This is a genomic window from Haliea sp. E17 (genome assembly GCF_048323675.1).
In the GTDB taxonomy this organism is placed as follows: domain Bacteria; phylum Pseudomonadota; class Gammaproteobacteria; order Pseudomonadales; family Halieaceae; genus Mangrovimicrobium.
This window is the reverse complement of the sequence record NZ_JBLWFK010000002.1, coordinates 407,747-428,608: the sequence shown is the minus strand read 5'-3', so window position 1 is coordinate 428,608 and position 20,862 is coordinate 407,747. Positions and strand designations below refer to the sequence as shown.

Annotated in this window: 20 protein-coding genes; 9 read left to right on the top strand and 11 right to left on the bottom strand. The window is 64.2% G+C overall.

The window, feature by feature from the left end; genetic code table 11:
* Nucleotides 1-29 precede the first annotated feature (29 nt).
* The 5 genes from rluB to ACNKU3_RS05045 form a co-directional block, all read right to left on the bottom strand.
* Nucleotides 30-953 carry a 23S rRNA pseudouridine(2605) synthase RluB gene (gene rluB / locus ACNKU3_RS05065; protein WP_418258330.1) on the bottom strand — a complete coding sequence of 308 codons (924 nt, stop codon included), beginning with the start codon at nt 951-953 and terminating at the stop codon, nt 30-32.
* A gap of 9 nt (nt 954-962) precedes the next feature.
* Nucleotides 963-1,961, bottom strand: a complete 999-nt coding sequence (gene scpB, locus ACNKU3_RS05060) for an SMC-Scp complex subunit ScpB (RefSeq protein WP_418258329.1) — start codon at nt 1,959-1,961, stop codon at nt 963-965.
* A gap of 11 nt (nt 1,962-1,972) precedes the next feature.
* Nucleotides 1,973-2,845: a segregation and condensation protein A gene (locus ACNKU3_RS05055; protein ID WP_418258328.1), complete on the bottom strand. Its 873-nt coding sequence runs from the start codon at nt 2,843-2,845 to the stop codon at nt 1,973-1,975.
* A gap of 99 nt (nt 2,846-2,944) precedes the next feature.
* Complete coding sequence (locus ACNKU3_RS05050) at nt 2,945-3,568, bottom strand: L-threonylcarbamoyladenylate synthase (protein WP_418258327.1); 624 nt, start codon at nt 3,566-3,568, stop codon at nt 2,945-2,947.
* Nucleotides 3,565-4,410 (bottom strand): PHP domain-containing protein, encoded by an 846-nt coding sequence (locus ACNKU3_RS05045; protein WP_418258326.1) that lies wholly within the window; start codon nt 4,408-4,410, stop codon nt 3,565-3,567. Before ACNKU3_RS05045 ends, ACNKU3_RS05050 begins: the two co-directional genes overlap by 4 nt.
* Before the next feature lie 189 nt (nt 4,411-4,599).
* Between ACNKU3_RS05045 and ACNKU3_RS05040 the strand changes: the two genes are divergently transcribed.
* On the top strand, nt 4,600-5,178 hold the full coding sequence (locus ACNKU3_RS05040) for a septation protein A (protein ID WP_418258325.1): 579 nt from the start codon (nt 4,600-4,602) through the stop codon (nt 5,176-5,178).
* A gap of 13 nt (nt 5,179-5,191) precedes the next feature.
* Here ACNKU3_RS05040 and ACNKU3_RS05035 read toward each other — a convergent pair whose 3' ends face one another.
* On the bottom strand, nt 5,192-6,982 hold the full coding sequence (locus ACNKU3_RS05035) for an acyl-CoA dehydrogenase (protein WP_418258324.1): 1,791 nt from the start codon (nt 6,980-6,982) through the stop codon (nt 5,192-5,194).
* 193 nt (nt 6,983-7,175) lie between these two features.
* On the opposite strand from ACNKU3_RS05035, the gene ACNKU3_RS05030 reads away from it, so the two are divergent.
* Genes ACNKU3_RS05030 through ACNKU3_RS05020 form a run of 3 tightly spaced genes read left to right on the top strand, consistent with a single transcriptional unit; the run spans nt 7,176 to nt 9,216 of the window.
* A complete protein-coding gene (locus ACNKU3_RS05030; protein WP_418258323.1) occupies nt 7,176-7,844 on the top strand; it encodes a TIGR04211 family SH3 domain-containing protein in 669 nt (222 codons plus the stop codon).
* A gap of 39 nt (nt 7,845-7,883) precedes the next feature.
* Complete coding sequence (locus tag ACNKU3_RS05025; protein WP_418258322.1) at nt 7,884-8,447, top strand: peptidylprolyl isomerase; 564 nt, start codon at nt 7,884-7,886, stop codon at nt 8,445-8,447.
* Between the two features lie 4 nt (nt 8,448-8,451).
* Nucleotides 8,452-9,216, top strand: a complete 765-nt coding sequence (locus ACNKU3_RS05020) for a pyridoxine 5'-phosphate synthase (protein WP_418258321.1) — start codon at nt 8,452-8,454, stop codon at nt 9,214-9,216.
* A gap of 36 nt (nt 9,217-9,252) precedes the next feature.
* On the opposite strand, the gene ACNKU3_RS05015 is transcribed toward ACNKU3_RS05020, so the two are convergent.
* The 5 genes from ACNKU3_RS05015 to ACNKU3_RS04995 form a co-directional block, all read right to left on the bottom strand.
* Nucleotides 9,253-9,642, bottom strand: coding sequence for an acyl-CoA thioesterase (locus ACNKU3_RS05015; RefSeq protein ID WP_418258320.1), 390 nt, complete (start codon nt 9,640-9,642; stop codon nt 9,253-9,255).
* A gap of 34 nt (nt 9,643-9,676) precedes the next feature.
* Nucleotides 9,677-10,981, bottom strand: coding sequence for a sodium ion-translocating decarboxylase subunit beta (locus ACNKU3_RS05010; RefSeq protein ID WP_418258319.1), 1,305 nt, complete (start codon nt 10,979-10,981; stop codon nt 9,677-9,679).
* Between the two features lies 1 nt (nt 10,982).
* Nucleotides 10,983-12,803 carry a sodium-extruding oxaloacetate decarboxylase subunit alpha gene (gene oadA / locus ACNKU3_RS05005; protein ID WP_418258318.1) on the bottom strand — a complete coding sequence of 607 codons (1,821 nt, stop codon included), beginning with the start codon at nt 12,801-12,803 and terminating at the stop codon, nt 10,983-10,985.
* Nucleotides 12,804-12,833: 30 nt separating this feature from the next.
* Nucleotides 12,834-13,091 carry an OadG family protein gene (locus ACNKU3_RS05000; RefSeq protein ID WP_418258317.1) on the bottom strand — a complete coding sequence of 86 codons (258 nt, stop codon included), beginning with the start codon at nt 13,089-13,091 and terminating at the stop codon, nt 12,834-12,836.
* Nucleotides 13,092-13,189: 98 nt separating this feature from the next.
* Complete coding sequence (locus ACNKU3_RS04995) at nt 13,190-13,645, bottom strand: hypothetical protein (RefSeq protein WP_418258316.1); 456 nt, start codon at nt 13,643-13,645, stop codon at nt 13,190-13,192.
* A 267-nt stretch (nt 13,646-13,912) separates the two neighbouring features.
* On the opposite strand from ACNKU3_RS04995, the gene ACNKU3_RS04990 reads away from it, so the two are divergent.
* The 5 genes from ACNKU3_RS04990 to ACNKU3_RS04970 all read left to right on the top strand — a co-directional run bounded on the left by ACNKU3_RS04990 (nt 13,913) and on the right by ACNKU3_RS04970 (nt 20,859).
* Nucleotides 13,913-15,436, top strand: a complete 1,524-nt coding sequence (locus tag ACNKU3_RS04990; RefSeq protein ID WP_418259022.1) for a peptide MFS transporter — start codon at nt 13,913-13,915, stop codon at nt 15,434-15,436.
* Between the two features lie 109 nt (nt 15,437-15,545).
* Nucleotides 15,546-17,903, top strand: a complete 2,358-nt coding sequence (locus ACNKU3_RS04985; protein WP_418258315.1) for a hypothetical protein — start codon at nt 15,546-15,548, stop codon at nt 17,901-17,903.
* A gap of 37 nt (nt 17,904-17,940) precedes the next feature.
* Entirely contained in the window at nt 17,941-18,714 is a 774-nt protein-coding gene (locus ACNKU3_RS04980; protein ID WP_418258314.1) for a (Fe-S)-binding protein, read from the top strand.
* The gene (locus ACNKU3_RS04975) at nt 18,711-20,147 is read left to right on the top strand and encodes a lactate utilization protein B (protein WP_418258313.1); all 1,437 of its coding nucleotides are present in this window, start codon (nt 18,711-18,713) and stop codon (nt 20,145-20,147) included. The genes ACNKU3_RS04980 and ACNKU3_RS04975 overlap by 4 nt, the downstream gene beginning before the upstream one ends.
* Nucleotides 20,137-20,859 (top strand): LutC/YkgG family protein, encoded by a 723-nt coding sequence (locus ACNKU3_RS04970; RefSeq protein ID WP_418258312.1) that lies wholly within the window; start codon nt 20,137-20,139, stop codon nt 20,857-20,859. The genes ACNKU3_RS04975 and ACNKU3_RS04970 overlap by 11 nt, the downstream gene beginning before the upstream one ends.
* Nucleotides 20,860-20,862 lie beyond the last annotated feature (3 nt).

The following is a 20,862-nucleotide window of genomic DNA, read 5'->3' as shown; positions in this document are numbered from 1 at the left end:
GCTGGACCGGAATCGCCGGGAAGCGCTGGTCAGCGCTCCCGCTTGCCGCGCCCGGATTTGCTCGCAGGCCGGTTGGTGGATTTCGCCTTGCGCGGGCTGCCGTCGCGCTTGTTGAACTGGCGCTCCATCTTTTCCCGCTCCTTGCCTGCCGGCCGGCGCAATTTCTTGGTCGGGAGATCAGCCATGCGATACAGGGACTGGACCTCCTTCGGATCCAGTTCCACCCACTGGCCCTGCTTGACCCGGGAGGGAATGAACACTTCGCCATAGCGAACCCGTTTCAGCCTCGACACGGTCAGGCCCTGGGATTCCCACAGGCGCCGAACCTCACGGTTGCGGCCCTCCATCAGTACCACGTAGAACCAGTGATTGATGCCGTCGCCACCGCCGTCCTGAATATCGGTAAAACGGGCGACGCCGTCTTCCAGCATCACCCCTTCCAGCAGGTTCTGCAGCGTCTGTTCGCTCCACTCGCCCATGACGCGCACGAGGTACTCGCGCTCGATATTGGACGAGGGGTGCATGAGCTTGTTGGCCAGTTCGCCATCGGTGGTGAACAGCAGCAGCCCCGAAGTGTTGAAATCGAGGCGACCGATGGAAATCCAGCGACCACTGCTGAGGCGCGGAAGGCGCTCGAATACCGTGCGACGACCCTGCGGATCCTTGCGCGAACAGACTTCACCGGTGGGCTTGTGGTAGAGGATGCAGCGCACTTCTTCGGCGGGCGCAGCGGACAGCGGCTTGCCGTCGACGGCGATGCGGTCTTCGGCCTCGACCCGGTCACCGAGTGCCGCGGTGCGGCCGTTGACGGCCACCCGCCCCTCCTCGATCCAGCGCTCCATTTCTCGCCGTGAACCGAGGCCGGTGCGCGCCAGTACTTTCTGCAGCTTTTCGCCGGGGAGTGCTTCTGCCGGTACGCCGTCGTCGGCACCGGCGGTAGTATCAGATACCATAATTTCAGGTCAGCCCTGGCTTTCCGGGCGGGTAGGGTCGGTCATCGATGCCTCGTCGGCATCCTCGTCTGGCGCAGGTTCCCCGTGCATGCCGGCCATGGCCGAGGCGAGATCGTCAGCGTTTTCTGGCTCGATTTGCGCCTCTGCCGCGCTGTCTGCCATGCTCGCGTCTTCTGTCGTGGCGGGATCTCCGGCCACGTCGTCCGGTTGCGGGGATTCGTCCCGGATATCCTCCGGGTTCGCACCGAGGGTGGATTGCGCCGGTACGGCGCCCTCGCCTTCGCCGTCAAACAGGTTTTGTGCCGGGTCCATTGCGGGATCGGGCTCATCGGCCTGCGCTGCATCGCCCCCTGCCGCCTCCGGACCTGCGGCCGGCCGGTGTTCAGTGCCGCCGACTACGGTCAGTCCAGGCGCGACTTTCGCGGCATCGCCTGCGGATTCCGGCAGCGGATCGCTGAAGCCCAGTTCGGCGTTTAGCGTTTCCAGGTCGCGAATCTCCGCCAGGGCCGGCAACTGGTCCAGGCTCTTCAGGTTGAAGTAGTCGAGGAACTGGCGGGTAGTGGCATACATGGCCGGGCGGCCGGGCACATCGCGGTGCCCCACAACCCGGATCCACTCCCGCTCATGCAGGGTCTTGATGATATTGGAGCTGACCGCCACGCCGCGGATCTCCTCGATCTCGCCGCGGGTAATCGGCTGGCGATAGGCCACCAGGGCGAGGGTTTCCAACAGGGCCCGGGAATACTTGGCTGGGCGTTCCTGCCACAGCCGGCCAACCCAGGGGCTGAGTGACTGGCGCACCTGGAAGCGAAAGCCGCTGGCGACCTCGGCGAGCTCGAACCCGCGCCCCTCGCAACGGCTTGCAACTTCTTGCAAAGCTTCGCGCACCTCTTTTGTATCCGGCTTTTCGTGTTCCTCGAAGAGCTCGCAGATCTGGGCGACGGTCATCGGCTTCCCCGCTGCCAGCAGGGCGCCTTCGATAATATTGGGCAGACTGGTATCCGACATCCTGTTCCGCTCTATTCCCCTCGCGCCTTCACGTGAATCGGACCAAACGCCTCGGTTTGCACGATCTCCACCAGCGACTCCTTGATCAGTTCCATCACCGCGAGGAAGGTGACAACCACCCCGAGGCGACCCTCTTTGGCATTGAACAGCGACACGAAAGGCACGAACTGGCGCCCGGAAAGCTTTTCCAGCACCTCGGACATGCGCTCGCGGGTGGACAGGGCCTCCCGTTGGACATGGTGGCTCTCGAACATGTCGGCCCGGCGCAGCACTTCGGACAGCGCCACCAGCAGTTCCCGCATGTCGACATCCGGTTCCGCCCGGGCGCGCTGGATATCCGGCGGCTGGGCGCTGCCAATCCAGGTGTCGCGCTCGACCCGGGGCAGTTCCTCGATGTCTTCCGCCGCTTTCTTGAAGCGTTCGTATTCCTGCAAGCGGCGGATCAGCTTGGCGCGCGGGTCCTCCTCGTCTTCCTCGACGTCGGTGGAGCGCGGCAGCAGCATGCGCGACTTGATCTCGGCCAGCATGGCCGCCATCAACAGGTATTCCGCCGCGAGTTCGAACTGCATCGCGTCCATGAGATCGACGTAGTGCATGTACTGTTCAGTGATCTCGGAGACATCGATCTCGAGGATGTCGAGGTTCTGGCGCTTGATCAGGTAGAGCAGCAGGTCGAGCGGACCCTCGAAGGCCTCGAGGAACACTTCCAGCGCCTGCGGCGGGATGTACAGGTCCCTGGGCAGTTCGGTCATGGCCTTGCCCATCACCACGGCGAAGGGCATCTCGGCCTGTTGCGGGCGCGCTCCGGCAGCGGGTGTGGCTGCCTCCGGGGGCTGTGCTTGCGCCTCCCCGGCGGGGTCTGGCTGGGGGTTGGACTCTTTCACATGCTCACCTGCCTGGGTATCGCGCCAGTATACCTGATTGCGGCCCTCCTGAGGCAAGGGCGATCGGCCAATCGGCGACCGCCTGCCGGCGGGGCGCAATCAGTCTGCAAACGGCGCTGGATCACCTTTGCCGACCCGGATAATCACCGGACTCTCGTCGACCAGGTCGACCACGGTGGTGGGTTCCATGCCGCAGAACCCGCCGTCGATCACCAGGTCCACTTCGTGCTGCAGGGTTTCGCGGATATCGTAGGGGTCGATCAGGGGGAATTCATCACCGGGCATGATCAGCGTGACGCTCATCATCGGTTCGCCGAGGTCCGCCAGCAACGCCTGGGCGATATTGTTCTCCGGTACCCGCAGGCCGACGGTCTTGCGCTTCGGGTGTTTCAGCCGGCGCGGCACCTCGGAGGTGGCCGGCAGGATGAAGGTATAGGGTCCCGGCGTCACGTGCTTGAGCAGCCGGTAGACGCCGTTGTCGACTCGCGCATAGGTGGCGATTTCAGAGAGGTCCCGGCACACCAGGGTGAAATTGTGGCCATCGTCGAGCTTGCGGATGCGACGGATACGGTCCAGTGCGGCGCGGTCACCGAGGTGGCAGCCCAGGGCGTAGGCCGAATCTGTCGGATAGACGATCACCCCGCCCCCCTGGACGATTTCTACCGCCTGACGGACCAGGCGCGCCTGGGGATTATCCGGGTGTATCTGGAAAAACTGGCTCATGCTGTTTCCTGTTCTGGTTGCCAGCGCCGCCACACGGCGGGCAGGTCGTCGCTGTCGCGCAGGGTCACCCCGATCGGCGCGTTGTACGGCGCGTCGCGGTGAAAGTCGCTGCCGGCAGACACCTCGAGGCCGAATTCTGCCGCCAGCCGGCACAGGTGCCGGGTCTGGTCGCTGGCCTGCCGGCCACTCAGTATTTCCATGGCGGTGCCTCCGGCGGCCTGGAAATCCGCGAGCAGGCGGCGGAGTTTACTGCGGGTAAATTCGTAATGCAGCGGGTGTGCCACCACGGCGACGCCGCCGGCGGCCACGATCCAGTCGACCACCTCCTTGAGTTCCGGCCAGAACGCCTTGACGTCGCCGGCCTTGCCGCGACCGAGATATTTGTCGAAGGCCGCGGGAAATTCGCTGACGTATCCCTGTGCCACCATCCAGCGGGCAAAATGCGGCCGCCCCAGCTGGCTGCCGCCGGCCTCGACCATCGCGCCCTCGAGCGCCCCGGGAAACCCGCGTTTCTCGAGCACTTCAGCGATGCGCCGGGCGCGTTGCAGGCGTGCGGCATCGAGTATCGACAGTCCCTCACGCATGGCCGGATGGTCGCAGTCCATGCCCAGCCCGACCACGTGGATATTGGCGCCGGACCACTGGCAGGACAGCTCCACCCCGGGTACCAGTTGCAAATCGCTGCCAGCGAGCAGGCCTACCGCCTCGCGGTATCCCTCGACAGTGTCGTGATCGGTGATGGCGAACTGCCTGACACCCTGGCTGCGCGCCCGCGCGAGCAATTCACCGGGTGTGAGCGCGCCATCGGAAGCGGTGGAATGGGTATGGAAGTCGATCAACACAGTCTTTACACTTGGCACTCTTCGGCGGGCGGCCAGTTCACTGCAACGCGGTGCGGAACTCCCGGGGCGCAGCTTCCAATCGGTTCGAAGCCAGCGTCATTCAGTCAGGAAGACACGCCGCCAGGGCGCCGATTTCAGGTAATTGTCTCAGTTACGCCCCATGTTAACAGTCCGGACCAGTCCTACACTATGAAGCAATTGGCAGAATTCGTTCCACTCGCGCTGTTTTTTATCGTCTACCAGCTCGATGAACACACCCTTTCGCTGGGCGGGTTCAGTTACACCTTCGATGGTATATTCAGCGCGACCGCGGTCCTGATGGTCGCCACTGTGCTGCAGGTCGGCCTGGTTTACCTGTTCACCCGGGAGGTGGAGAAACGCGCTCTGTGGACGCTGGCCGCGGTACTGGTGTTTGGCGGCGCCACCCTGGCGCTGCGCAATGAACTCTTCATCCAGTGGAAACCGACGATCTTCAACTGGGCGCTCGCCATCGCCTTCGGCGCCTCGCAGTTTATCGGCAGCAAGAACCTGATGGAACGGACGCTCGGCAGCCAGGTACGCCTGCCGAAATTCGTCTGGACCCGGCTCAACCTGCTCTGGGTGGCTAATTTCGTCATCGTCGGCGCCCTGAACCTGGTGGTGGCCTACAGTTTCTCCGAGGCTACCTGGGTGAGTTACAAGCTGTATTCGTCGATAGGGTTCACCCTGGTGGTCACCATTCTTACCGCCGTGCTGATCAGCCCCCACCTCAAGGAAGAGGAGAGCTGAGCGGCGGGCACAGTCAGAACCAGTCGTCCTGCATAGCGAAGGGCACGGGATTGGCGCCACCCAGCAAGTGCGCCTGCGCGTCCATCTGCGGTAATTCCCACTCGCAGAAATAGCGGGCCGCCTGCAGTTTGCCGCGATAGAAAGCCTGCTCGCCAGCCGTTACCGAACGGCCCAGGCCCTCTTCCGCACTGATTGCCTGTTTCAGCCAGATCCAGGCCATCACCACGCGCCCGAACAGGTCCAGATAGACGGTGGCGTTGGCCAGGCCCCGATCCGGATCCGCCGCGATCTGGTCACGCAAGCTGCCGGTGACCGCGTCGAGCAGGTCGAGCGCCCGCCGCAGGGGCTCAGCAAAGGCCCTGCACTCCAGCAGGCCGCTGGCTCGCTCGATGTCCACGCCAGCAAAGTCGAACAGCAGGGAATAACCCGGCTGTCCTGTTTTGCGGCCCAGCAGGTCGATCCCGTGAATGGCTTCGGTACCCTCGTGGATCGGGTTGAGCCGCTGGTCGCGATACAATTGTTCCACCAGGTACTCCCGGGTATAACCCGCTCCGCCGTGAACCTGGATCGCCAGTTCATTGGCTGCGCAACCGTACCTGGACGGCCAGGACTTGATCACCGGGGTGAGCAGTTCCAGCAGTGCATGGGCCCGCGCACGCGATGTCCCGGTGGCGGCGGTGCGGCTGTCTTCAAACAGGGCACTGCCAAAAAGGCAGAGGCACAGCGCGCCCTCGGCATAGCATTTTTGCGCCAGCAGCATGCGCCGGACATCGGCGTGTTCGATAATCCTGACCTGGGGTGACAGCGGATCGCGGTTGCCCGGCAATCTGCCCTGGGGGCGTTCACGGGCATACTCCAGTGCGGCCAGGTAGCCCCGATAGGCGATGCAGGCTGCGCCCAGGCCAACACCGATACGCGCTTCGTTCATCATCTGGAACATGTGCTGCATTCCGTGATGGGGCTTCCCCAGCAGATAGCCGGTGGCGCCGCCCTGCTCGCCGAAATTGAGCACTGTCGAGGTCGTGCCCCGATAGCCCATCTTGTGCAGCAAGCCGCCCAGGACGACATCATTGCGCGCGCAGCACTGGCCCAGCTCGTCGACCAGGAACTTGGGCACCAGGAATAGCGAAATGCCCTTGACGCCGGGAGGCGCACCCTCGATGCGCGCCAGTACCATGTGCACGATATTCTCGGTCAGTTCATGGTCGCCAGCGGAGATAAACATCTTGTTGCCGAAAATCCGGAAGCTGCCGTCCTCGGCAGGCACGGCGCGGGTGCGAATGTCCGCCAGCGCGGAACCCTGACCGGGTTCGGTCAGCGCCATGGTGCCGGAAAACCGCCCAGCCATCATCGGCGCCAGGAAGCGCTGTTTCAGCGCCTCGTCGCCAAAGGTACGCAGCAGGTTGGCGGCGCCAATCGTGAGGAAGGGATAGCCTGCAGAGCTGATATTGGCGGCACTGAACCAGGCCATTGCGGCGCGCAACACGATCTCCGGCAACTGCAGCCCGCCCTCCTCCACATCCGGTGCCGCGGCCAGGAACCCCGCTTCGGCAAAGGCGTCCCAGGCCGCCTTGACCTCGGGAATCAACCTGACCTGCCGGCCGTCGAATTGTGGCTCGTTGGCGTCGCCGCGGGCATTGTGGTCGGCAAATTTCTCCGTGGCGATGGCCTGCGCGGTCGCCAGTACCGCGTCGAAATCCTCGCGGGTCTGGTCACTGTAGCGCTCGCGGTCCAGCAGTGCCGCGGTGTTCAATACCTCGTAGAGCTGGAATGCGATATCGCGCTCATTGAGCAGTGCAGCCATGCGTCTCCCCTTGTCATGCGTACTGGCTCCGGGTCGGCAGATAGCTCCCAGGCGCAGTAAGGCTAGCCCCGGTGCCCAATGCCAGCAATGACCATTTGGTGCAAATGACGGCACAATTCAAATCACCGCCCATCGGGGGTAAACTAGCGCCGCTTTTGAAACCCGATCGACCACCACCGCCGAGGAACCACTTTTGCGACACCTGCTGTTCATCCTTGCCATCCTTTCCGCTTCCCTGCCCGCCTTCGCCCAGGGCACCCGTTATGTCAGCGACGAGGTGTTCATCGTCCTGCACTCGGGACCCGGCAACGAGTACCGCTGGCTGGGCAAACTCACCCCGGGAGCAAAGATGAGCCTGAAATCGACGGCAGAGGACGGCGAATGGGTCGAAGTCACTACCGACAGCGGCATCGACGGCTGGGTCCGCACCGAATTCCTCACCCAGCAGGCGCCCGCCCAGGTGCGCCTGCCCGCGGCCGAGGCCCGCGCCGAGCAACTGGCCGCCAAGAACCAGGAACTGACGGCGCAGCTCGAAACCCTGCGTTCGGAGAAAACCAATCTCTCCGAGCAATTGGGCGATACCGGGGGCGAACTCGACGAGGTAGAGTCGGAACTGGCGCGACTACAGCAGATATCCGGCAATGCGGTGCAACTGGATGCGGACAACCGCCGCCTGGTCGAGGAGGCCGAGAACCTGCGCTCCGAGACCGAAATGCTGAAGGCAGAAAATCAGCGCCTCACCGACAAGCTGCAAAGCGGCGATTTTATCAATGGTGCCCTGGCAGTTCTGCTCGGGGTGGTTATCACGCTGGTCGTCCCGCGGTTGTGGCCCCGGCGCCGGCGCATGTCCGAATGGGGCTGAGGGACTGGTTCCCGGCCGCGATTACTCACAGGAGTCACCATGCTGCGCAAGCTGATACTGAGTCTCACACTCCTCCTGGCCCCCGTGGCCGCCCTGGCACAGGCGTCTCCCGGGGACCCGGTCGTCCTGATCAAGACCAGTGAAGGCGACATCACCCTGCGCCTGTATGCGGATAAATCCCCGGTGACCGTGGAAAACTTCCTTCGCTACGTGGACGAGGGTTTCTACAAGGGCACGATTTTCCACCGCGTCATCCCCGACTTCATGATCCAGGGCGGCGGTTTCCTGCCGGACATGAGCGAAAAGGAGACCGGGGATGCCATCGTCAACGAATCGCGCAACCGCCTGCACAATACCCGCGGCACCATTGCCATGGCGCGCACCGATGACCCGGATTCCGCCACCGCCCAGTTTTTCATCAACGTCCGCAACAATATGCGCCTGGACTGGATGCCGGGGCGCGACGGATACGCCGTGTTCGGCGAGGTGATCAATGGCATGAGCGTCGTCGACTACATCGTCACCGCGCCGACCCAGGCGATGAACGGCCAGCAGGACGTTCCCGTGGAGCCTATCGAGATTCTCGATGTGGTGCGGCAATAACCCGATGATCGCCCTCTCTGTCAACCTCAACAAAATCGCCCTGATCCGCAACTCCCGGGACACCACCAACCCGGATATACCCCTGCATGCGCAGATGTGCATCGACGCCGGCGCCGACGGTATCACCGTGCACCCGCGGCCGGACCAGCGCCACATACGCGTTCAGGACTGCTTTGACCTCGCCGCGATGCTCAGCGTCGAGTTCAATATCGAGGGCAACCCGATGACCGGCCCGCGCCGCAGCGAGCGTGCCGGAGTGTCCGATTACCCCGGGTTCATGGAACTGGTCAAGGCGATCAGGCCGGCCCAGTGCACCCTGGTCCCCGATGGCGACGGCCAACTCACATCGGACCACGGCTTCGACCTGAAAAAAGACGGCGACCGCGTGGCCCCGCTGGTGGAAGAGCTGAAATCACTGGGTATTCGCACCAGCCTGTTCATGGACCCGGTACCCGAGCAGATTCGTCTCGCCGCCCAGGTCGGCGCAGACCGGATCGAACTCTATACGGAAACCTATGCCGCGGCCTGTAAATCCGGCGCTGCAGCAGATGCCGTGCTGGCGGAGTTTGTGCGTGCGGCAGAGGCCGCCGGCGAGGCCGGCCTCGGCATCAACGCCGGCCACGACCTCGACCTGCACAACCTGCCGCGTTTCGCCGCCGAGGTTCCGGGCCTGCTGGAAGTCTCGATCGGCCACGCCCTGACCGTGGATGCGCTGCGTATGGGGCTCGCGGCTACCATCGCCGCCTACCAGCAGGCGCTGGGGAAATAGCGTCCGGAATTGCAGGCTGCACCCCGGCCTGCGTCATCAGGTACTGTTACCCGCGCTGGCCAGCGCCTCGCGAACTGCGTCGGGAATCCGCGCGGAACCGCTGCGATCATCACTCATGTGCACCAGAACTGAACTTCCCCTCACGGTCACCCTGCCCTCCTGCAGTATCTCGCAGTACAGCGTCAGCGAGCTGTTGCCGGGTTTGGCGCCGGTGATGCGCACTGTCACGTCGGTGCCGTAAAAGGTCTCGGCGACATAATCGATCTGTACGGAGGCGGTCAGCCAGGTGCGTTTTTCACCGGCCAGGCTGCTGAGAAATTCCGTGCGACCGATCTCGAACCAGGCGGGAATCACCGTATTACTGATATGGCCAAGACCGTCGGTCTCGTAGAAGCGCGGTTTTATCGTGGTTTCAAACAGGTTCAAGCAATTGACTCCAAGGTAGGAACTGGATGGCGGTTCAACCGCCGACGAGGCTGATCATCACCCCGGCGGCGACGGCGGAACCGATCACCCCGGCGACATTGGGCCCCATGGCATGCATCAACAGGAAGTTGTGCGGGTTAGCTTCAAGGCCGAGCTTGTTGCTGACCCGGGCTGCCATTGGCACAGCGGAGACCCCGGCGGAACCGATCAGGGGATTGACCGGCGTACTGCCGTAGCGGTTCATCAGGCGGGCAATCAGCACGCCACTGGCGGTGCCGATGGCGAAGGCGATGATACCCAGGCCAAGAATGCCGAGGGTGTTGATATCGAGAAACTTGTCGGCGACCAGCTTGGAGCCAACCGAGAGGCCGAGGAATATGGTGGTGATGTTGATCAGGGCATTCTGCGCGGTATCCGAGAGGCGGTCGACTACCCCGCATTCCTTCATCAGGTTGCCGAAGCAGAACATTCCCAGCAGCGGCGCGGCTGCCGGCAGCAGCAACGCCACCAGGATCAGCAGGATCAGCGGGAAAACGATCTTTTCCAGGCGCGACACGTGGCGCAGTTGCTTCATTTCTATCCGCCGCTCCTCTTCCGTGGTCAGCGCGCGCATGATCGGTGGCTGGATCATCGGCACCAGGGCCATATAGGAATAAGCGGCTACCGCAATGGCGCCGAGCAGGTCCGGCGCCAGCAGGCTGGAAACGTAGATTGCCGTGGGGCCGTCGGCGCCGCCGATAATGCCGATCGCAGCGGCATCGGCAAGGGAAAAATCCATGATACCGAAGTGGGTGAGCCCCACCGCTCCGAGCACGGTGGCAAAAATCCCGAACTGCGCAGCAGCCCCCAGGTACAGGGTTTTCGGGTTGGCCAGCAGGGGACCGAAATCCGTCATCGCTCCCACGCCCATGAAAATCACCAGCGGGGCGACGCCGCTGGCAATCGCCACGGAATAGAAGTTGTAGAGCATGCCGTTGCTGTAGCCGGCATCCAGGGCGAGTTGGGTAGCCGCACTGCGGGTGGCGGCGAGGTCGCCGTCATAGGCTGCCAACAGCGTCTTGGCCGCGGTATCCGCGGGTACCTGGAACAGTGCAGCCAGTGACTGCTGAATGGCGGGGTCCCCGGCCAGGATCGCGTTTTCCACCGCTGAATAGGCCATCCCGGCCCCCGGAATGTTCGCGAGAATACCGCCGAAGCCGATCGGCACCAGCAGCAGCGGCTCGAATTTGCGTTCGATGGCCAGGTACAGCAGCAGCAAGCCCACCAGGATCATGAAACCCTGGCCGAAGCTGAACTGGGCAAGGCCAGAGGAGGCCCACAGGCGCAACAGCTCGTCCATATCAGGCGATCACGATCAGTGGATCACCCACCGCCACCGCGTCTCCGGCCTTGACCTTGACGGCGGTGACCTTGCCGCTCTGCGCGGCACGCACCTCGGTCTCCATTTTCATCGCTTCGAGCATGATCACCACATCGCCGGCACTGACCACATCGCCTACGGCGACATTGACCTTGAATATGTTGCCGGCCAGGGGCGCCGCCAGTATCTCGCCCTCTTCACTGGCCGGGAGGGCCGCGGCGGCAGGCGCGGCCGGTGCAGCGGCCGCAGCGACGGCGGCAAGCTCACCGCCCTCGGCCACCTCGACCACATAGCGCTTGCCGTTGACCGTTACCGTGTAGACGTCGCTGCCCGCTACCGCAGCGCTGACCGGTGCCGGCGCTGCCGCGGGCTCTGCCTTCGGCGCGGCGGCGGCTTCACTGCCCGGAGCGGGTTCGAAGGCGGCGGGATTGCCGCGGTTCTCGAGGAACTTGAGGCCGACCTGGGGAAACAGCGCGTAGGTGAGGACATCGTCGATCTCACCCTCCCCGGCGCTGAGGCGGATATTTTTTTCCCCGGCGAGACTGCGCAGTTCGGCTACCAGGGAATCGAGCTCCGGCTCGATCAGGTCCGCGGGACGACAGGTGATGGGTTCGGCTCCCTCCAGTACCCGTGCCTGCAACTGCGCATTCACCGGCGCCGGGGTAGCGCCGTATTCGCCTTTCAGGACCCCGGCGGTCTCCCTGGAAATGGATTTGTAACGCTCACCGGTCAATACGTTGATCACCGCCTGGGTGCCGACAATCTGCGAAGTCGGCGTCACCAGGGGAATAAAGCCGAGGTCTTCGCGTACCCGGGGGATCTCCTCCAGCACCTGGTCGAGCTTGTCCGCCGCACCCTGCTCCTTCAACTGGTTTTCCATGTTGGTCAGCATGCCGCCGGGAACCTGGGCAACCAGAATGCGGGAATCCACCCCGCGCAGTGAGCCCTCGAATCTGGCGTATTTCTTGCGCACCTCGCGAAAATAGGCGGCAACCTCTTCCAGCGCATGGATATCCAGCCCGGTGTCCCGTCCGGTGCCCTGGAGGATGGCCACCACGGACTCGGTGGGTGAATGGCCGTAGGTCATCGACATCGAGGAAATGGAGGTGTCGACGTTGTCGATGCCCGCTTCGACACATTTCAGGATGGTCGCGGTGGACAGGCCAGTCGTCGCGTGGCACTGCATGTGAATCGGGATAGCGCAGGCCGCCTTCAGGCGGGTGACCAGTTCGTATCCATCATAGGGGTGCAGCAGGCCGGCCATATCCTTGATCGCAATGGAGTCCGCGCCCATGTCCTCGATGCGCTTGCCCTGTTCCACCCAGGTATCAATCGTATGCACCGGACTCAGGGTGTAGGAGATCGTGCCCTGGGCATGCTTGCCGACGTCTTTCACCGCTTTCAGCGCCACCTCGATATTGCGCATGTCGTTCATGGCATCGAATACCCGGAATACATCCACGCCGTTGACGGCGGCGCGCTCGACGAATTTCGCCACGACGTCGTCCGCGTAATGGCGGTAACCGAGGATATTCTGGCCACGGAACAGCATCTGCTGCGGGGTTTTCGGCATCGCCTTTTTCAGTTCGCGAATGCGCTCCCAGGGGTCTTCGCCGAGGTAGCGGATACAGGCGTCGAAGGTGGCGCCGCCCCAGGACTCCAGCGACCAGAAGCCGATCTCGTCGAGTTTGGCGGCGATCGGCAACATGTCGTCGAGCCTCACCCGGGTGGCGAGCAACGACTGGGAAGCATCGCGCAGGACGACATCGGTTATTCCCAAAGGCTGCCGCTTTTCACTCATTGTCATACCTCTTGGTCATTGAATTCCCGGTCAACGCCCGCGGCGCTGGCGGTGGCTTTGTACGGCGGCGCTGATCACCGCGACGAGTTCGCTGTCGTCAACCGCTTGCGGCTTGCCGGTGGCTGGGGGCCTGGCGGAAACAGTAATCGCGCTGGTCTCGGCAAAATGACGACTGATGAACCGGGACATGGCCGATGTCGCCAGTACCAGCAGGGACAGGAAAATCACCACGGTACCCATGCCATAGAGCATAAGTTCCAGACCCTGGACAAACAGGCTTTCGTGCATGGCATCCCCGTGACGCCGCCTGCGGCGGCTGCGATTGCAAGTCTAAGCATAAAACAGGCATAGCGCCGGCGCCATGCCTGCTAACCCTTGCGGGGAGGCTAGTGGGAAGCGGGAGCGATAGCGCGGCGCAGGGACTCGAGGTCGCGATGCAGTTCCTGCAGTTCCTGGCGGGCGCGGTTGCGGAAGGGATCTGCGGCCTGGTACTCGCGCTTCAGGATCGCGTCAATGGCATGGGGATCGGCTTCCAGTTCCAGGTGGGCAAACACCTCTCCCACGGCCCGGGGGCCGACGCCGTCCTGGAACGCGGACAGCAGCAGGTAACCGGCCTCGAGGTGTTCGCCGAGGACCGGGTCGAGATTGCAATTCAGGCACAGCAGCACCGCCGACCGGATTCGGTGCTTGGGGTGGGGCAACAGTGAGGCATCCATGACCTGCCCTGGCATCGGACCGCTTTGGGCCAGGAATCGGGCGTAGTCATCGACGATATGCCGCGCTTCGTCAAAACGCTGCCGAAACTGGTGGCCGGACAAGGTCCCGGGGGGGGCTGCGGTCATGTCACACTCCGGGAAATACCGAATGAATTTGCCGCCCATTTCACCTGAATTCATCCCCCTGCCCCATTGCCCGCTGCGCCACGGGCATTGCTTCTCGCGCCATTGGCTGCAATCCCCTGGAGGAAACCGGCTTTGCGGCCGGGCAATGGTGACCGCAAAAATCCCGTGACAGGCGTTTGGACCGATGCAAACCTTTGTCCCTATAATGGCGCCATCCCCGGCAACTGGCGTACCCGCTCCGTGACCCACCCGGACAATAGCCCCGCGATCCCCTCCAGGACCCTCCTCGGCCACCCCAGCGGCCTGTTCGTCTGCTTCGCCACCGAAATGTGGGAGCGCTTCTCCTTCTACGGGATGAAGTACCTGCTGTTGCTCTACCTCACCAAGTACCACCTGTTTACCGACGAACTCGGCCTCGACGTGCTCGGCGCCTATGCCGGACTGGTCTACGGCATGCCGATCATTGGCGGGCTGCTCGCCGACCGCTACCTCGGCATGCGCAAGTCGGTCGTGTTCGGCGGCATCCTGCTGGTCCTCGGTCACCTGGGAATGGCGGTCGAAGGCGAGCAGGCGCGCCGGATCGCCGGCGAGGTGGTACGCGACGAATCGGCGATCCAGGTGTTCTACCTGTCACTGGCGCTGATCGTGATGGGCGTCGGCTTCCTCAAACCCAATATCTCGACCATCGTCGGCCGGCTTTACAGCGAGGAGGACCCGCGGCGGGACGCCGGGTTTACCATCTTCTACATGGGCATAAACATCGGCGCTTTCACCGCCACGCTGCTCTGTGGCTATCTCGGCGAGACCCTCGGCTGGGCCTGGGGCTTCGGCACGGCGGGTGTGGGGATGGTGATCGGGCTGGTGACTTTCATCGTCTTCCAGGGCCACCTGCAGGGGCACGCCGAACCCGCGGACCCGGCGCGCCTGCGCGGGAAATCCGCGCTCGGCATCAGCATGGAAGCGACCATTTACCTCGGCGCGATCGGTGGCATCGCCGTGGTCTGGCAGATGCTGCAGTTCCACGGCGCCGTGGGTATCCTGCTCAACCTGCTATCGGTTGTCGTGCTGCTGGGGCTGCTGTGGTTTATCGTCGCGCGCTGCAACCGGGTGGAGCGGGAACGGATGATCGCCCTGATTCTGCTGACCCTCTCCAGCGTCGTCTTCTGGGCCCTGTTCGAACAGGCCGCCGCCTCGATGACCCTGTTCGCCGACCGGGTCATGAACAGGACGATCTTCGGCGTTGAACTGACCGCGGCGCAGTTCGGCTCCCTCAATTCGCTGTTTATATTCCTCTTCGCTCCCCTGTTCGCCTGGCTCTGGACCGCGTTGGGACGCCGCGGGCTGGAGCCGAGGACACCGGTAAAATTCGCCCTCGGCACAATCCAGGCGGGTCTCGGCTTCGGCGCGCTGGTTTACGGTGCGACTCACCCGGAGGCTTCCGGACTGGTAGCCGGCTACTGGATGGTGCTGGCCTACCTGCTGCATACCACGGGGGAATTGTGCCTGTCGCCGGTGGGCCTGTCCGCCGTCACCCGGCTGTCGGTTCCCTCCGTGGTCGGCGTCATGATGGGTGCCTGGTTCCTCGCCACCGCCTACTCCGAGATGCTCGCGGCACAGATTTCCAAGCTGGCCGCGGTTACAACCACCGACGGGGTGGTTGCCGACGGCACAGCGGCGCTACAAACCTACACTGACCTGTTCACCAGTCTTTTCCACACCGGTCTCGTTGTCGGTGTGGTGCTGCTGGTTTTTTCACCATTGCTGAAGCGCCTGATGCACGGGGTGCACTAGTCGTTCACCAGGAGTTCACTAAAAGCCCGATCATTGCTTGGCAAAGCCCTGGCGATCACCGAACATACCGCAGCAGAAAACAACAAATACCAGGGGATTCGGGGCCGGGGTGAACAAGTTCAACCTCACCTTTTCGGGTGTTATTTCCAGGGGACGGGACCCGGAGCGCGCCCGCGCGCGCTTCGCTGAAATCTTTGACATCCATGACCGGGAACGCCTGGAACAGTTTTTCTCCGGCGAGACCATCATTCTGCGCCGCAACCTCGAACGCAAGGAAGGCGGAGAGTACTACGCGCGTATGCGCAAACACGGCCTCGAGGCCACCCTGGTCAAGATCATCGAGGAGCCCCCTGCGGCCTCTGCCGGGGACGCCCAGCCTACCCGGGGCGGGGCAGCAGCGGAGCAATCGCCCGGCGACAGTGCAAGACCCGAGCGCCAGGCGCAGGCCAGTACGCGCAAGCGCGCCCGCAAGGCAACGGCGACGGCACGCAAGCAGGCGCGCATTGACGCCAAGCGCCAGCAGCGGCAGCGTGAGGTCGCCGCCAGGCGCCAGCGCGAAGAGGACGACCGCGCCGCGCAGGCCGTTCCGGCCACTCCCGCGGAATCCCCGCCGAGCCGCGTTGCGGAGACGACGCCGCCGCCCGATGATACTCCGGACGCAACCGCAGCAGTCGCCCCGTCACGCTCGCGAATTCGCTCCAGACTGAAGCTCACAGGCCTTTCCCAGGCCCTCGCCTTCGCGCCCCAGCCGCCACAGCGCCGGGGACCGAACCCCTACCGGTTGCAGCCATTTCGCAGCACCGCCCGGGTCCGGCAACGCGCCCGGGATGCCCGCCACAAGGCCCGGCGCGGCCAACTGGTCGCCGGTGGGGCACTGGCCCTGCTGCTGATCCTGCTGGGCAGCTATATAGCCCAACGGCCCACCCCGCTGGCCCTGGGGCCTGCGGCAGTCGCCGCTACCGCCAATGGCAAACTGTACATCCTCGTCGGTCAGCAGTTACTGCAGCACGACCGGGCCGGCGTACCGGAATCAGCCTATGCCCTCGAAGACTGGGGCATCGGCGATGCTCTCCCCCCCCTGCTGGCTGACGGCGACGGCACCCTGCTCCTGCGGGCGCGAGCACATGGCAAACCGGATAGCCCCCTGCGCTTGTGGCGCTGCCAACCGGTTGAAAAGCTGTGCCGCGCGCTTCCCGGAGAGTATGCCGCCACCGGTTTCGATGCCATTACCCGTCATCACCTGACCGGCGACCTGGTACTGGCCAGCCTGGACAACTCGCGCATCCTGCGCATCAGCAGCAATGGCGAATTTATCGCCAGCGCCGAGGTTCAACTGCCGACCCCCAGCGTGCTGCAGCTGGATACCGGCCTGCTGCTGATCAATCGCCCGGAGGCACCCGCCATCGGCGTATTCCGGATCGAGCCGGAGGCCTTTGGCAAGCAGATCGATGAGTTGTTACTGCTCCCGCCCCCGGCACTCGAAGCGGAGCAGACTACGGTAGTGGACTTCCTGCGCCAGGGCGACAACTGGTGGGTCACCATGCGCAACCCGGGAACCGGGTCCAGCGGTCTCTACCTGTTCGACAGCCAGTGGAATTTCCTGCGCCAGGTGCCCCGCCCCGCCGCGTTCGCGGGTGCACGGCTGATCCCGTGGAAAGACAAGGTCCTGCTGAGCAGTCCACAACAGGCCAGCATCCAGCGCTACAATGCCGCGGGTGACCCGGAAGCCGGGTTCAGTTCCCCCCTGCTGGAGGAGCGGCTCGCCAGGGATGAACAGCTGCGCCACTGGCAGACACTGGCCTGGCGCCTGGCACTGACACTGTGTGTGGTGGCGCTGGTGGCGGGCGTTGCCTACCTGCAATTCGAGCGCTTGCGCAGCCGCGTATTTTCCAGCAGCAAACCCCGCGGCGCCGAGCCACTGGACGCGGTTCTCGACCAGGTCGCCTGGGTACCGGAGAACCCGGATCGATCCCCACAGCTGCGCCGCGACACGCTCGGCTGGCTTTGGGTGAGTGCCGGCCTGTTACTGCTGGCCCTGGCGTTTTCGATTCCGGTGCTGCACCTGCTGGCGCTGCTGGTGTTTCTCGGGGGACCATTCCTGGCATTGCAGATACTCAAGCGCAGCCCGCTGGATCGCATCGGGCTGTTGAAGGGCCAGTGTGTGCTGGTGGATCACCTCGAACGCTATCACAGTGGCGGCGCAGCCCGGGTCAAGCGCTGCGGACCCTTCCTGTTCATCGATGACATCGTGGTATTCACCGGCACTGCGCTGATCCCGGCGCTGGCATCCCTGCCCCTGTTGCAATCCCTCGCGGTGGCCGGCCAGGGGATTCGCCACGTGCCCAGCGGCGAAGTGGTCATCCGCCTGCTGGAAAGCCGGCACCCGCTGGCCCGTGCGGCGCTGACCGGGCTGGCCACCACCGCGACCGCCTTGCTTGTCGTGCTGTTCGGACAGTTGCCGTGGTAAGCCGACAAGTCAGCGGTGATTTGGCTATACTGTCGCCGTGACATCCACCGACCCACAGCCTCCGCGTGTAGCGCTCTTTGTCAGCTGCCTGGCGGATTTGCTACGCCCCTCGGTAGCCTTTGCCAGTATCCGCCTGCTCGAGCGGGCCGGCTGCATTGTCGACGTTCCCCAGGAACAGACCTGTTGCGGCCAACCCGCGTACAACAGCGGTGAAGCCGACGCCTGCCTGCCGCTGGTCAAGCGTACTATCGAACTGTTCGAGCACGCCGAGTACGTCGTCGTCCCGTCCGGCTCCTGCGCCGGGATGATCTGTCACCATTACCCCGCCCTGCTGAGTGGTGAATGGCGCCAGCGGGCCCTCGACCTCGCGGCGCGCACCTGGGAATTGACCAGCTTCCTGGCCGAAGTCATGCGCATCGATCACCGGACGCAACTCGATCAGAGCCTGCCGGCGATTACCTACCACGACAGTTGCGCCGGACTGCGGGAGCTGGGGATAAAATCCCAACCGCGCAAATTGCTGCGATCGCTCTGCGGTGTCCGCATCGCAGAGATGGAGCAGACCGAGGTCTGTTGTGGCTTCGGCGGCACTTTCTGCGCGAAGATGCCGGCGATTTCCGCCAAGATGGCCGACGACAAACTGGCCGCCGCCGAGGCCAGCGGGGCGACACTGGTCACCGGCGGAGATCTCGGCTGCCTGTTGCACCTCGCCGGTCGCGCCCGCCGCGAAGGGCGGCAGCTGCAGTTTCGCCACGTCGCGGAACTGCTCGACGGCGATCTCGACACGCCAGCCATCGGCGAACCCGAATGATCGCGACCGAGCATCCCGTCAACGATTTCATCCGCGCCGCCGAGTCCGCCCTCACCGACCCGGCCGCGGTCAGCCAGCGCGACATGCTGGCCCGCGCCACTCCCCTGCTGCGCCAGCACGCGGTTGCCGAGTTCGGCGAATTCGAAGCCCTGCGCCAGCACCTGAAACGGGTGCGGCGGCACACCCTGGAGAATCTCGACCACTACCTGCCGCGCTTTGAACTGGAAGCCATTCGCAATGGCAACCAGGTCCATTTCGCGGACTCCGGCGATGAGATGAACGCCATCGTCCTGGACATCTGCCGCCAGCACGGCGCGCGCAGGATCGCCAAGGGCAAGTCGATGGTAACCGAGGAGACCGAGCTCGCCGCGGCCCTGCAACGCGAACGCATGGAGGTCGTGGAAACCGACCTCGGGGAATACATCATCCAGTTGGCCGGGGAAAAACCCGCGCACATCGTCGGCCCCGCGCGCCACAAAACCATTGCCCAGATTCGCCAACTTTTCCTCGACCACCACAAGCTCGGCAGCCGCGAACTCGACAGCGCGGAATCACTGGTGGCGGAAGCGCGGCAGATCATGCGCAAGCACTTCCTCGAGGCCGAAGTGGGCATCATCGGCGCCAACGCCCTGATCGCCGAGAACGGCTACAGTATGCTGGTGACCAACGAGGGTAACGGCGACCTCTGTGCCAACCTGCCCCGCACCCTGATTGTCTGTACCACCTTCGATCGCATCCTGCCCCGGGGCGAGGACGCGGCCGCATTGCAGCGCCTGCTCGCGCGGTCCGCGACCGGCCAGCGGCAGACCTGCTATACCAGTTACTATTCCGGGCCGCGCCGGGAAGTCGAGGGCAGCGGGCCGGTGGAAACCCATATCATCCTGCTCGACAACCATCGCAGCGACCTGCTCGACGGCCCCTTCCACGAAATGCTCGACTGCATTCGCTGTGGCGCCTGCCTCAATCACTGCCCGATATTCGCCGCGGCCGGCGGCCAGGCCTACGGCTCAGTCTACCCCGGGCCAATGGGTTCGGTACTGGCGCCCCTGCTGGAATCGCTGGAGACCCATGCGGCGCTCCCGGATGCCTGCACCAGCTGCGGTCGCTGTGAAGAGGTGTGCCCGGCGTCGATCCCCCTGCCCGGCCTGCTGCGGGAACTGCGCCGCGAAAAGAGCCAGCGCGGAATCGGCAGCAGCCGCTGGCGGCTCGGCTTGCGGCTGCACGCCTGGCTGGCCTGCCATCCGGCGCTCTACCGGTGGGCCACCGGGCTGGCCATACGCAGCCTGAACTGGCTGGGGCGGCGCAGGGGTGTCTTTCACCGCCTGCCCTTCGCCAGCGGCTGGACCGGGCAGCGGGATTTCCCCAGCCCTCAGCGCGGCACCTTCATGCAACAGTACGCAGCCCGGGAGCGGCACCGCGAACATGAGCAGTGAAAATCGCAAGCGGATACTGGCCCGGGTGCGCGGTGCAGCGCGAGGCATGGGTGCTGATGCCGTAGCCAGGGAACTGGCCGGGCTCGGCCGCTCACCCGCGGCTCACCAGCTGGATGCGGACAGTGTGGTCAATTTCATGACCAACGTCCTGCGCAACCACGGCACCCTGGCCCTTGCCGAGGACCGGCGGGAGGCCGTGAAGGGAATAGGACAGTACCTCTACAAACACTTTCGCGCACATCGACTGGTGGCCGGCAACGAGCCCCACCTGGCCGCGATGCCCTGGCGGGAAGGCGGTGTACTGCCCCGCTTCGGCGAGCTGGAGCCGGGGGAAAAGGCCGCATTGAGCTACGCCGACTGGGGCATCGCCGAAACCGGCGCAACCGTATTGCTGAGCGGCAAACACAACCCGCCAGCCAACCACCTCCTGCCGGAGCACCATATCGTACTGGTGGAGAGGGCGCGCATCCTGCCAGATATGGAAAGTTTCTGGTCACGCCAGGACTGGCACAGGGGCCAGCGACCGCGGGGCATCTACTGCATCGCCGGCCCCTCGAGCACCGGCGATATCGAGGCCAGGCTGGTCTACGGCGCCCACGGCCCGCAGGCATGGCACGTCATCGTGATTGGCAAGACCCCGCCACAGTTACTGGAAACCGCCCTGGAGCTGGCACGGGCTGCCGAAGCTCCGGGCGATCGCCCCCGGGACTGAAAA